This window comes from Flavobacterium sp., assembly GCF_046073885.1.
Lineage (GTDB): Bacteria > Bacteroidota > Bacteroidia > Flavobacteriales > Flavobacteriaceae > Flavobacterium.
Genome location: NZ_JBJTND010000062.1, coordinates 1 through 12,158 on the forward strand (window position 1 = coordinate 1; position 12,158 = coordinate 12,158).

Below are 12,158 nucleotides of genomic sequence, written 5' to 3' on the forward strand. Positions count from 1 at the left end.
GGGAGTATATTCGGCTGCTAAGGCTTTAGCAAATCCCTCGATGGCTCCTTTGGCTGCAGCCACACTGGTATGAAAAGGCATTCCCATACTGGCAGCTACCGAACTGAACAATACAATACTCGATTGATTGGAAGCTGTTAAATTGGGCAAAACCGATTGGATTACTTTCACCAAACTTATGAAATTTATTTGCATATCCGATTCGAATGCATCTATTTTTAATCCTCTAAAGGGTCTTAAATTGATACTTCCAGGACAATAAACCAATCCGTCAATCACTTCTGGTAGTTGGGTTGTATCTAACGTGTCGGTTAATGCATCAAACGGAATGTGGGTAACATTTAAATCATTCAAATTTTCATTTGTTCGGGAGGCAACAAATACCTTGTTTCCGTTGTGTAATTCTTTTGCAATCGCTAATCCCATTCCATAGGAACCTCCTATAAGTAAAATATTTTTCATGATTTATCCTTTAAATTCTCCAAAAAGTTCAATTAATTTTTTTCTACGAAAGTCAAATATTTCCTTCAATTTTGGTGCAACCAAAATAGGGTGAACCAATTGACCTATGATTCCCATTGGAATTTTATAATCTACAATGTCTTCCATTTCAACACCCCCCGGAATTTCTCTGAGAAAATGTTTGTGATGCCATAACGAATAAGGCCCAAAGCGTTGTTCATCTACAAAATAGCTGTTGTCTTTTACGTGTGTGATTTCGGTTACCCATTTCATCGGAATTCCAAAAACAGGGGTAACTATATATTGAATTATTTGACCTGCAAACATGGCTCTATCATCTCCCGAAAGTGTTTTGAATCCCATATAAATTGGGGTGATTACTTTTAAGTTTTTTGGATCAGAAAGAAACTTCCAAGCTTCATCAATTGAAATTGGAAGATTTTGTTTGCTGTGCAGCGTGTAAATTTTCATGGTTATAATTTTCTACAAATTTACAAAATGTTTAATATTATTTACAAAAAGTTAAACAAAATTTTGTTTTATTTTAATTGGTTCTTATAAATAGAATATTATTATTTTTCTATTATGATAATTATATTAGATTTACAATCTATTTACTAAACTAAAACGATTATGAATATTAAGTTTAAACTTACTTTAATGAGTTTCCTTCAGTTCTTTGTTTGGGGAGCTTGGTTAATTACCGTTGCAAATTATTGGTTTGGAACAAAGAATTGGAGTGGTGCCGAATTTGGAGCAATATTTTCTACGCTTGGTATTTCTTCAATTGTGATGCCGGCATTAACCGGAATCATTGCAGACAAATGGATAAATGCTGAAAAGTTATATGGGATTTTGCATATTTTAGGAGGATTGGCGCTCATGTACATTCCGCAAGTTGAAGATCCAACCACATTTTATTATGTGATTTTTGCAGCGATGTTATGCTACATGCCAACAATTTCTTTGTCTAATTCGATTGCTTATAATATTTTAAAAACCAACAATTTTGATGTAGTCAAAGTTTTTCCACCCATACGTGTTTGGGGAACGGTTGGTTTTATTGCTGCGATGTGGATCACCAATTTAACAGGTAATAAGGCATCTTATAACATGTTTTATCTTTCGGCTATTGCTGCCGTTATATTAGGAATTTATTCATTTACCTTACCGAAATGTCCGCCTCAAAAATTAATTGCTACCGATGCTTCTTTGGGAGAAAAATTAGGATTGAATGCCTTTAAATTATTTGGAACCTACAAAATGGCATTGTTTTTTATCTTCTCAATGTTTTTAGGAGGTGCTTTGCAATTAACAAATATGTATGGTGACGTGTATTTATCTGAATTTTCTAAAGTTCCTGAGTATTCTGATTCTTTTGTAGTTAAATATTCAACAATAATCATGTCGATTTCTCAAATTTCTGAAACGTTGTTTATTCTTGCTATTCCGTTTTTCTTAAAGCGATTCGGAATTAAACAAGTGATGTTAATTTCAATGTTGGCTTGGGTATTGCGTTTTGGATTGTTCTCTTTTGGAAATCCAGTAGATGGTTTGTGGATGATTATTCTTTCTTGTATCGTTTACGGAATGGCCTTTGATTTCTTTAATATTTCTGGTTCTTTATTTGTAGAAACTACTACCGATTCAAAAATACGTTCTTCTGCACAAGGATTGTTTATGATGATGTCTAACGGATTTGGAGCTTTCTTTGGAGGATTAATCAGTGGAATAGTAATTGATAAATTTTTCACTCATGATGGGATAAGAGATTGGCATTCGATTTGGCTTGCTTTTGCAGGATATGCTTTAATAATTGCCGTATTATTTGCAATTTTCTTCAAGCACAAACACAATCCGGAAGCCGTTGCGACTGTAAATCATTAATAAAAATATAAAACCCCGATTAATCGGGGTTTTGTTTTATAATGGAAATACGATATTGTTTTTTGCTTTGATGAAATCGGTTATGAGGTAACCAATTAATTTGCCAACCAAATGATTGTTCTTTTCATGATCTAGACTTGGAGCGCCTTCGCAAATGTGTAAATAAGCCGCGTTGGTATGATTTCCAAAGAAATAAATAAACTGTCTTAATTCTTCAACAGAAAATCCGCTTAATGTCATTGCGCTACAAGGGATGTTTGGAATCGAATCCAGATCAATTTCTACGCCGTAAAAATCATTATTTATAAAATCGAGTGCCAACTGCATTTCGTAATCAAAATCTTTTGTTTTTTTGATCTTCATGCTGTCGTATGTATTGTAAAGAACACGCTCTTTTAATGTTTTTAGTTTGTCTAAAACATTTTTTGAAGTGTAGCTGTGATGCAATCCAAAAATAAAATACTTCTTTAAAAACCCTTCTTCAAATGCATACGAAAAACCATTTCCACTGTGGCGTCCTTCTAGGATTCTAAAATCGGAATGGGCATCAAAATTAACGGCATTGATTGGTTTTCCTTTTCCTAAAGCGGTTCCTTTAATGTTACCATAAGCATTATTATGTCCACCACCAATAACAATTGGAATTTTTCCTGCTTTAACTATAGTTGCAATAATATGTGCAACTTCTTTATCTATTATCGAAACCAAATCACACATTTTTTTGCGATCTTCGGTAATGTTGAAGTCTAAATTCTCAATTGCTTTCATCTCTTCGGAGGCATCCAAAGCACCTAAAACAATAATTTGTGAACCTTTACAAAATCGGTTGTGCTGAATATTGGCAATGCTTTTTATAGCGCTTTCCCAAGCGGAATTAGCTCCGGGGCGTCCATAATTTGCTCGAACTCCGATATCTTCGGGAATTCCGAATAATACAAATTGCGATTCACAATTTTGAAGAAAAGAAACAACATCTTGTTCTTTAGGAATTGTGATCATTTTTTCTCCAAATTTAACTTCACCACTACGATAATTGGTGATTTTGGATAAGTCGGAAGCCGTAAAACGGATTAGTTTTTCCATTTTGTTGTTTGTTTGAGTTCAAAAATAATATAATTGTACAAACTATCGTTATACAAATAAATATTATTAAATTTGCTTAACAAAATTAATCCCAAATGGAAAATCAAAAAAACAATTCGTCCCTAAAAATTGTAATTCTTGTGTTGCTTCTGTTGTTATTAGGAAGTGTGTATTACAATATTAAATTATCAAGTGAAGCAAGTGCGCTTACTACCGAAGTTAAATCTGTGAAAACAGAGAAAGAATCTGTAATGAATGATTTAAAATCACTTAAAGATAGTTATGATAAAGCTATTGCAGAAAACACGACCATGTCTGATGAATTAATCGCAGAACGTGAAAAAGTTGTTGGGTTAATGGCTCAGTTAGAAAAATCAAAAGTAAATGCGGCTTCTTTAGCAAAATACAAAGATCAGTTTCTTTCGTTACAAACAAAAATGAATGAAATGTTGAAGCAGGTTGATGTTTTGAAAAAACAAAACCAAGTATTAACAACCAATTTAGACAGCACAAAAGTAGTGTTATCGGATGCTAAAAATTATAACCAAGTTTTAGTTGGTCAAAATGAAGAATTGGCTAAAACGGTTGAAAAAGGTTCTAAGCTTTCTATTTTAAATTTAAAAACAGCAACTTTTAAATTAAGAAGTTCTGGCAAAAAAATTGAAACTGACAAGGCAAGTAGAGTAGATGTGCTTAAAGTTAGTTTTACTATAGCAGAAAATAGCATTGCTAAATCTGGGGATAAAACTTATTATGTTCAAATAATTGACAGTAAAAACAATGTTCTAGGGGATAAAGTAACTGTAAATTTTGGTGATAAATCGTTAACTTATAGTTTTACAGCCGGAGTTAAATATGAAAATAAAACGGTTGATGTAGTTCATGAATTGCCAGGGAAAGACTTTGCTGCGGGTACTTATTTTGTAAACTTATTTGATAAAAATCAATTAGTTTCTAAATCCAGTTTTACGTTAAGATAGTAATAGGATATTAAAAAAATCCGCGAAGGAGCCTTAAATTGCTTTTTCGCGGATTTTTTTATTGTACAATTTTTCCCTCAATAAATACCGTATCAATTAAGTTACTCCCAAATGCGTAGGGTAATTGATAAAATGAGGTAACTTCCTTGCTAATAATGATATTGGCTTTTTTACCTTTAGTAATACTTCCATGCGTTTTCGCTATTCCCATGGCATAAGCACCGTTAATAGTTGCTGCATTTATAGCCTCTTCAGGAGTCATTTTCATTTTGATGCAAGCAGTAGCAACAACAAAATTCATATTGCCGGATGGAGTAGTTCCCGGATTAAAGTCGGTGGCAAGAGCTAGTGGCAAACCTGCATCAATTATTTTTCTTGCTGGAGTGTAAGGAATACTAATAAAATAGGAACAAGAGGGAAGGGCAACTGGCATTGTGTCTGAGTTTTTTAGCGCCTCAATGTCTTCATCAGTAACTACTTCCAAGTGATCAACTGATAATGCATTGTGCTTTACACAAGCTTTAATTCCATTTATTGCATTAAACTGATTGACATGAATTTTGGCTTGTAATCCATATTTTTTTCCAGCTTCCATTATTTGTTCAGTTTCTTGTACCGAAAAATATCCTGTTTCACAAAATGCATCAATGTAATCTGCAAGATCTTCTTGGGCAATTTTAGGAAGCATTTCATTGATAATTAAATCAATATAACCTGAATGATTTTCTTTGTAATCAATAGGAAAAGCATGTGCTCCAAGAAAAGTTGATTTAATTTTAATAGGATAATTTTGAGCTAGCTTTTTTATTACTCGAAGCATTTTGATTTCTCCTTCTACGGTTAACCCGTAACCCGATTTTATCTCAACAGCACCGGTTCCTTGTGACATTATTTCTTCCAATCTTACTTTTGATTGTTGGAAAAGTTCTTCCTCTGAAATAGCGTTTATTTTTTTTGCCGAATTTAAAATTCCGCCACCGCGATTGGCAATTTCTTCATAAGTCAATCCATTAATTCGATCTACAAATTCAAGTATTCTATTACCGGCATAAACTATGTGTGTATGGCTATCGCACCAGGCAGGAAGCACTACTTTGCCCGTTGCATCGATGTTTACATCAACATCGTTTTTTGGACAATTTTCCATTGATCCAAAATCGAGAATGCAATCGTCTTCAATTAATAAGTAGGCATTTTTTATTGAGGGCAACTGCTTCATATCAGAGCCTGAAACTTTTTGAATAGAAGCATCTCGAATTTGCAACAACTCTTGTATGTTGATAATTAATGTTTTCATGAAATGATTTTGTGTAAAATTACTTTATAAAAAATAATTATTTATAAATTTATACAAAATTATAGTCGGTGCGAAAAATTAAATATAAAAAAGTTAAAAAAGTACAGCCTTCATTATTGGAGTATACTGGTATTCATAAATTTACTCAAACAGAGATTCAGTTGTTTGTGTATAACGATACAGATTTGGCTGAATTTCATGAATTTGACGTTGATGAAATTGGTAAACATGTTGATTTTAACAAGGTTAACTGGATAAATGTTCATGGTTTAAATGATACGGATTTAATCGTTAAAATAGGGGAGTTTTTGGATGTTGATAATTTTATGTTATCCGATATACTAAATACAACCAAGCGCACAAAACTTGATGAATATCATGATACTTTGTTTTTTAATATTAAATCCTTGTTGCCAGATGGGGACTCTAATAACATTATGGTTGAGCAAATAAGTTTCTTGTTAAAGAATGGAATTTTAGTTTCATTTCAAGAAAAAAGAAGTGATTTCTTTACTCACATTAGAGAGCGAATTAGAACTCATTCGGGTATAGTTCGGACAAAAAAAGCCGATTATTTACTGTTTTTATTACTCGACGCGATAATGGAAAACTTCTACATTACTATCGAAAATGAGGAAGATAAAGTAGAGGAGTTAATTAATCTTTCGAAAAGCAGTACCAGTCTTTCTATTTTAGAACAAATTGAAAAACATAGGGATAATTATAATTTTTTAAAGCGTTCCATTATTCCGCTGCGAGATTCTTTGTATTCTATTAAGAGTATAAAAGACGACAATGTTTTTGATGCGATTGAACCCAATAATTTTACTTTTTTTGAGCGTTTACATCAAAAATGTTTAGAGTTATTAGAGCAAATTGAATATGACCTGAGTACATTAGATAGTGCTTCGAGTTTCTTTTTCTCTACACAAAGCCATAAAATGAATGAGGTCATGAAGACGTTAACTGTTGTTTCGGTATTCTTCATGCCTTTAACATTTATTGTAGGAATCTATGGAATGAACTTTAAATACATGCCTGAATTAGAATGGAAGAATGGATATTTTATGGTAATGGGGCTAATGTTTGTTTTAATTCTTGGAATGATTTATTATTTCAAAAAAAAGAAGTGGTTCTAATTGTTTAAAATCTTGTTGATAATTTACTGTAAATTATTTGTAGAATAAAATTTTAGAATTATCTTTGACCTATATTTATAAAGAAAATTTTACAAAGATATGTTTACATTCGCACAATATTTAGGATTCTTATTGTTCTTAACCATTTTAACAATTGGTTTTTGGTTAATGATGTTCTTAATTAACTTCGTTTTCTACTGGGTTTTTGGAGCAACTAGAGAGTTGTTAAAAGAAAGAAGAGAAAAAAGAGAATTAGAAACAGAATAATTATTCTATATACATATACTAAAAAAGCCCTGAAAATTCAGGGCTTTTTTATTTTCAATATTATATTTTATCATTAAAAATCACCACCTTCACCTTCACCTTCTCTTCTAGGTTTGTTTTCTTTTTCAGATTTTTGTTTGTTGAAACGATACGTAAATGATAAATTAATTTGTCTTTCACGAAATTGCATTTCACTGTACGAACTTAAAGTTGGTAAATTAGTTTGCATGATTCTTTTTCTGGAATTGAAAACATCATTTACGCTAAGTGAAATTGTTGCTTTGTCTTTCATGATGTCTTTGCTTAAAGCTAAATTTGCAGCAAATACTCCTATGCTTTTTCCTTGAAAATTATTTTGTGGTGCGTTATATGTGGCATTTGTTTGCCAATCTATTTTGAATGGCAATGTGATTCTAGAAGAAATTCTAGTAAACCAGCTTGAAGATTCTTTGTATACATCTTGACTAATTACAGTGTTAGATCCGTTTAATGTGTATTGGTAGTTCCCTACAATGGTACTTTTGAAGAAATTAAAATTACCGTTTAACTTCCACCATTTAAAAGGAGAGTAGTTTAAAGTAAATTCAAAGCCGTATCTGGTGTCGGTATCTAAATTTTCTGCAGTCGATAAGTATACTGGTGTGTCAACAGGAATTCCGTTTACTATGATGCTTACCACGTCTCCGGTTGGTCTTCTAACAAATTGAAAAGGATTTTTATTTTTATTGTAATATACTGATGTTGTTAAAGTAACTTTATTAAACTTATTCATATAAGCCAAATCAATAGCATCTGTGAATGAAGGATTAATATTCGGATTTCCAACAAATAAATTAATGTTACTAGTGTAGTTATTTGGAAACGGAATTATAAAACGATTTCTAGGTCTTTCTATTCGCTTACTATAATTAATTGATAAAGTGCTATTGTCAGAAACTTGGTAGGTGAAAAAAGCACTAGGGAAGAAGTTATTGTATTTACGTAGACTATAAAAATCTGTTAGTAGCAGTTTGGTTTCGATATTGGTGTCTTCATAACGCATCCCCAATAAAAGCGAGAATTTATTAATTTTTGTTCCAAACTGTGTGTAAAGGGAATTTATCTTTTCTTTGTAATCAAATACATTTGTGAAATTAGAATACGAATTATAATTTCCTGAATTGTCAATACTTCCAACTCTAAAATCATTTAAAAATTCATTGAAATTACCACGGTATCCTGCTTCAAATTGACTGTTTTTAGCAATTGGTAAAACGTAATCTGTTTGTAATAACGTTCTGTTTTGAGTTTGATAATATTTAGACGATTCAATTGTAGTATTACTTGTAGCTCCTAAAAATGTATTGGTAATCGTTGAGAAATCGTTGTCACTATTTTTTGAAACAGTTCCATCAATTGTCAATTTATGGCCTTCTTTCTTAAATTTTTTGGTGAAATTTGTACTGTATTCAATGTCGTAGGTATAGGTAAATTGATCGTTATATCGATTAGAAACAAAATTATTATTCGTTTCATAGTTATTGATCACATCATTAATTGGACTTGATCCATCATTTTTTCTGTATGTAAATCCATTTGTCCAGGTTGTGGTTTTATCTAAATACCATTCCAATCCCAAACTATAATTATATCCTTTTCTTGCCGAAGAGCGATTAATACGTTCTTTTATTGTTTTGTATATTGATCCATCTGGATTTAAATAATCTGAATCTGTAAGCGTTCTTCCAGGAGCATCGCTATCGTTGAATCCTATGGTTGAATACAAATTGAAATTTGTACTCTTGAAATTAATAGTTCCTGTAGCGGAGCTGTTTTTAGGATTTCCTACAGTTGCAATGAAGGTTCCGTTAATTCCTTTATTTTTACCTTTTTTTAATACGATATTGATGATACCGGCTCCACCTTCAGCATCATAACGTGCGGATGGATTTGTAATTACTTCAACTTTATCTAAAGCATCTGCTGAAATGCTTTTTAAAGCATCTGCAATGTTGATTGCGTTGGAAGGTCTTCCGTCAATTAATATTTTAACATTTTCGTTACCTCGAAGTGTCACATTTCCATCTCCATCTACTGCTACCGATGGCACATTGTCTAAAACGTCACTTGCTGTTCCGCCCTTAACAATCATATCCTGACCTACATTGTATATTTTTTTGTCAAGTTTAATTTCTAAAGAGGCTTTTTCACTTTTAATAACGACATCATTTAATTGCTTAGCATCTCGTTGCAATGAAATCAAACCCAAATTAGTGTCTGAAGTGTAAGCTTTTTCTTTTAATTCTAATGATTTGAATGAAATAAATTCAATTTTTACAATGTAAGTTCCAGGAGTGGCGTCAAAGTTAAATTCTCCCGAAGCATTTGTAATTCCTCCTGAAGTAACCTTTTTTGTATTGGAATTAACTAAAGAAATGGTACTGTATTCTAAAGGGGTATTCGTATCTTTTTCAATTATTTTCCCCGTTATTTTTATTTTTTTTCCTTCTGGTTTATTTTGTGAATAATTTAATATTGAGGCAAATAATAAAACAAGGGATAAAATTAATTTAATTTTTTTCATGATGGAGTGTAAAATTTCTATTCAAGATATGATACTACAAAATTAAACATTCGTTTAATAACGCTTCATAAATGTATGTTAATAATTTATAAAATCGCTTCAATTTTAGAAAGTGGTCTGGCAATAATTGCTTTGTTTTTGTATACTACAATTGGTCGTTCTATTAGTATCGGATGCGCAACCATTGCAGAAATAATAGCTTCATTTGAAAGGATTTTGCCTTTAAAATTTTCGATCCAAATTGATTCTTTGGTGCGTATTAAATCTATTGGAGAAAGGTTTAATTTTTGGATTAATGAACATAATTCTTCATAATTCAGAGGGCTTTCAAGGTATTTAACAACCTCAAAAGATTGGTTTTTAGTTTCCAAAAAAGCCAAACATTCTCTTGATTTTCCGCATCTTGGGTTGTGGTATATTGTAATCATCTTTTTTTATATCACTATTGCTAATTAATTTTGTAGTATTTTAGTCGGTGCAAATGTACTGTTTGACAGATTAAAATTTAAATTTTATTTATATGTTTATTGAACAAGGGATTAAAAAAAGCAATGAATTTTGGAAATACATTTTAGGATCCATAGCTATTGTTGTAGCTTCAACTATAGGTCAGATTCCATTGGGTTTATTGGTTTTTGAAAAAAGTATAAACACACGTAAATCGCCTAAAACAACTACTGAAGCACTTCAATTATTAGATTCCAATCTTTCTTTGTTTTTGATGCTGCTGACTTTTCTTTTTGCATTTGTTGGTTTTATTTTGGTAGTAAACTATTTTCATAAACAAACCCTTTTGTCAGTTACTACATCAAGATCAAAAATAGATTGGGGTAGGGTCTTTTTTTCTTTTGGAATATGGACGCTATTTACAATTGTATCTACAATAGTAGTTTTTTATTCAAGTCCGGGGAGTTTGGTTTGGAATTTTAAGCCAATTCCATTTCTACTTTTAGTACTTATTGCAACTGCTTTAATTCCGATACAAACAAGTACCGAAGAGTATATTTTTAGAGGATATTTAATGCAAGGATTTGCAAATTTATCTAAGAATAAGTGGTTTCCGTTATTGATGACATCATTAATTTTTGGAACCATGCACATATTAAATCCAGAAGTTGACAAAATGGGGTATTGGGTTTTGATTTATTACATTGGAACCGGTGTGTTTTTAGGAATTCTGACTCTCATGGATGAAGGTATAGAGTTAGCTCTTGGTTTTCATGCAGCCAATAATTTAATAACGGCACTTTTGGTAACTTCAGATTGGACTGCTTTACAAACCAACTCACTCTTTAAAGACACTTCAACACCCGGCGGAATAGGGGAAATATTTAATCCTGTATTTATTATTTTTCCGATACTTTTGGTTATCTTTAGTAAGAAATACAAATGGACTAATTGGAAAGAAAAACTTACTGGTAAAATAAGTCCAGAGAATAATTAAAAGTAAAATACCATGATTCATGTTACTTATGAAAATGTGCACAACCAATTTAAACTGAATGGTTTTCAATTGGATAAAGAAGATTTATGTCGAGTTGCCTATAGCTTTATAAAAGAAGGAGAAGATTTTGAAAAGCCTGTTGGAAATTTTTTATTGGATTGGTTTGATGCTAAGTCCTATATTGAAATGCAAACTTCGGGTTCTACAGGAGTTCCAAAAATAATTAGAGTAGACAAACAAGCCATGGTAAATTCAGCATTGGCAACAGGAGATTTTTTTGAATTGCATGCTGGAAATAAAGCCTTACAATGTTTGCCTGTTAAATATGTAGCGGGAAAAATGATGCTAATTCGATCTATTATTTTAGGTTTAGATTTAGATTATGTTGCTCCAAGTTCACATCCTATGGAAGGAATGGATGAAAAATATGATTTTGTTGCTATGGTTCCTTTGCAGGCTCAAAATTCTTTAAAGGAATTGCGAAATGTAAAGAAGCTAATTGTTGGCGGTGCTCGAATAAATTCTTCTTTAGAAAAAGAACTTATGAAATTACCAACTCAGGTTTTTGAAACCTACGGCATGACCGAAACGATAACCCATATAGCTGCTAAAAGAGTAGGAGATAAGGTGTTTACAGTACTTCCAGGCGTAACTATTTCCTATGATGATAGAAATTGTTTGGTTATTCATGCTCCTAAAATAATTGCTGAAGAAACCGTAGTTACGAATGATTTGGTAGAATTGGTTAACGAAAATCAGTTTAAGTTTTTGGGAAGAATTGATAATGTTATAAATAGTGGTGGTATTAAAATATTACCCGAACAAATAGAACAAAAACTTGACGGGAAGTTAGATCGCCGTTTTTTTATTACTGCAAAAGAAGATTCGGAGTTGGGCGAAAACAGTAGAACCAACATTAAATGGCTCGCCTTCAATTACTAAAACCACCTTTTCGCCCAACTCCGAATCTTCTTTTGAAGTAATAAAAAAACGGCGATCTAACTTCCCGTCAAGTTTTTGTTCTATTTGTTCGGGT

At 31.8% G+C, this 12,158-nt stretch carries 12 protein-coding genes; 6 read left to right on the forward strand and 6 right to left on the reverse strand.

Annotated elements, in window-relative coordinates:
- Positions 1 to 462 (reverse strand): SDR family NAD(P)-dependent oxidoreductase (locus ACKOWY_RS08115; RefSeq protein WP_408940937.1); only part of this gene is annotated, 462 nt, incomplete at its 3' end.
- A gap of 3 nt (positions 463 to 465) precedes the next feature.
- The gene (locus tag ACKOWY_RS08120) at positions 466 to 933 is read right to left on the reverse strand and encodes an SRPBCC family protein (RefSeq protein WP_408940938.1); all 468 of its coding nucleotides are present in this window, start codon (positions 931 to 933) and stop codon (positions 466 to 468) included.
- Between the two features lie 162 nt (positions 934 to 1,095).
- On the opposite strand from ACKOWY_RS08120, the gene ACKOWY_RS08125 reads away from it, so the two are divergent.
- Positions 1,096 to 2,349 (forward strand): nucleoside permease, encoded by a 1,254-nt coding sequence (locus tag ACKOWY_RS08125; protein ID WP_408940939.1) that lies wholly within the window; start codon positions 1,096 to 1,098, stop codon positions 2,347 to 2,349.
- Between the two features lie 36 nt (positions 2,350 to 2,385).
- Here ACKOWY_RS08125 and ACKOWY_RS08130 read toward each other — a convergent pair whose 3' ends face one another.
- The gene (locus ACKOWY_RS08130; protein ID WP_408940940.1) at positions 2,386 to 3,432 is read right to left on the reverse strand and encodes a formimidoylglutamase; all 1,047 of its coding nucleotides are present in this window, start codon (positions 3,430 to 3,432) and stop codon (positions 2,386 to 2,388) included.
- Between the two features lie 95 nt (positions 3,433 to 3,527).
- Between ACKOWY_RS08130 and ACKOWY_RS08135 the strand changes: the two genes are divergently transcribed.
- The gene (locus tag ACKOWY_RS08135) at positions 3,528 to 4,412 is read left to right on the forward strand and encodes a hypothetical protein (protein ID WP_408940941.1); all 885 of its coding nucleotides are present in this window, start codon (positions 3,528 to 3,530) and stop codon (positions 4,410 to 4,412) included.
- Positions 4,413 to 4,470: 58 nt separating this feature from the next.
- On the opposite strand, the gene hutI is transcribed toward ACKOWY_RS08135, so the two are convergent.
- A complete protein-coding gene (hutI, locus tag ACKOWY_RS08140) occupies positions 4,471 to 5,709 on the reverse strand; it encodes an imidazolonepropionase (RefSeq protein ID WP_408940942.1) in 1,239 nt (412 codons plus the stop codon).
- A gap of 68 nt (positions 5,710 to 5,777) precedes the next feature.
- Here hutI and corA point away from each other — a divergent pair, with 68 nt between their 5' ends.
- Both corA and ACKOWY_RS08150 read left to right on the forward strand, forming a co-directional pair.
- On the forward strand, positions 5,778 to 6,848 hold the full coding sequence (gene corA / locus ACKOWY_RS08145; protein WP_408940943.1) for a magnesium/cobalt transporter CorA: 1,071 nt from the start codon (positions 5,778 to 5,780) through the stop codon (positions 6,846 to 6,848).
- A 99-nt stretch (positions 6,849 to 6,947) separates the two neighbouring features.
- The gene (locus ACKOWY_RS08150; RefSeq protein ID WP_408940944.1) at positions 6,948 to 7,115 is read left to right on the forward strand and encodes a hypothetical protein; all 168 of its coding nucleotides are present in this window, start codon (positions 6,948 to 6,950) and stop codon (positions 7,113 to 7,115) included.
- Positions 7,116 to 7,188: 73 nt separating this feature from the next.
- On the opposite strand, the gene ACKOWY_RS08155 is transcribed toward ACKOWY_RS08150, so the two are convergent.
- Positions 7,189 to 9,678 (reverse strand): TonB-dependent receptor domain-containing protein, encoded by a 2,490-nt coding sequence (locus tag ACKOWY_RS08155; RefSeq protein ID WP_408940945.1) that lies wholly within the window; start codon positions 9,676 to 9,678, stop codon positions 7,189 to 7,191.
- Positions 9,679 to 9,764: 86 nt separating this feature from the next.
- Positions 9,765 to 10,106 carry an arsenate reductase (glutaredoxin) gene (arsC, locus tag ACKOWY_RS08160; protein ID WP_408940946.1) on the reverse strand — a complete coding sequence of 114 codons (342 nt, stop codon included), beginning with the start codon at positions 10,104 to 10,106 and terminating at the stop codon, positions 9,765 to 9,767.
- A gap of 92 nt (positions 10,107 to 10,198) precedes the next feature.
- On the opposite strand from arsC, the gene ACKOWY_RS08165 reads away from it, so the two are divergent.
- The gene (locus ACKOWY_RS08165) at positions 10,199 to 11,122 is read left to right on the forward strand and encodes a lysostaphin resistance A-like protein (RefSeq protein WP_408940947.1); all 924 of its coding nucleotides are present in this window, start codon (positions 10,199 to 10,201) and stop codon (positions 11,120 to 11,122) included.
- Positions 11,123 to 11,134: 12 nt separating this feature from the next.
- Positions 11,135 to 12,064 carry an AMP-binding protein gene (locus tag ACKOWY_RS08170; RefSeq protein ID WP_408940948.1) on the forward strand — a complete coding sequence of 310 codons (930 nt, stop codon included), beginning with the start codon at positions 11,135 to 11,137 and terminating at the stop codon, positions 12,062 to 12,064.
- Positions 12,065 to 12,158: the final 94 nt, after the last annotated feature.

Bases quoted from the DNA above. Each gene is read 5' to 3' on its own strand.
- ACKOWY_RS08120 (WP_408940938.1), bottom strand. From the start codon at position 933: ATGAAAATTTACACGCTGCACAGCAAACAAAATCTTCCAATTTCAATT.
- ACKOWY_RS08125 (WP_408940939.1), top strand. From the start codon at position 1,096: ATGAATATTAAGTTTAAACTTACTTTAATGAGTTTCCTTCAGTTCTTT.
- ACKOWY_RS08130 (WP_408940940.1), bottom strand. From the start codon at position 3,432: ATGGAAAAACTAATCCGTTTTACGGCTTCCGACTTATCCAAAATCACC.
- ACKOWY_RS08135 (WP_408940941.1), top strand. From the start codon at position 3,528: ATGGAAAATCAAAAAAACAATTCGTCCCTAAAAATTGTAATTCTTGTG.
- hutI (WP_408940942.1), bottom strand. From the start codon at position 5,709: ATGAAAACATTAATTATCAACATACAAGAGTTGTTGCAAATTCGAGAT.
- ACKOWY_RS08150 (WP_408940944.1), top strand. From the start codon at position 6,948: ATGTTTACATTCGCACAATATTTAGGATTCTTATTGTTCTTAACCATT.
- ACKOWY_RS08155 (WP_408940945.1), bottom strand. From the start codon at position 9,678: ATGAAAAAAATTAAATTAATTTTATCCCTTGTTTTATTATTTGCCTCA.
- arsC (WP_408940946.1), bottom strand. From the start codon at position 10,106: ATGATTACAATATACCACAACCCAAGATGCGGAAAATCAAGAGAATGT.
- ACKOWY_RS08165 (WP_408940947.1), top strand. From the start codon at position 10,199: ATGTTTATTGAACAAGGGATTAAAAAAAGCAATGAATTTTGGAAATAC.
- ACKOWY_RS08170 (WP_408940948.1), top strand. From the start codon at position 11,135: ATGATTCATGTTACTTATGAAAATGTGCACAACCAATTTAAACTGAAT.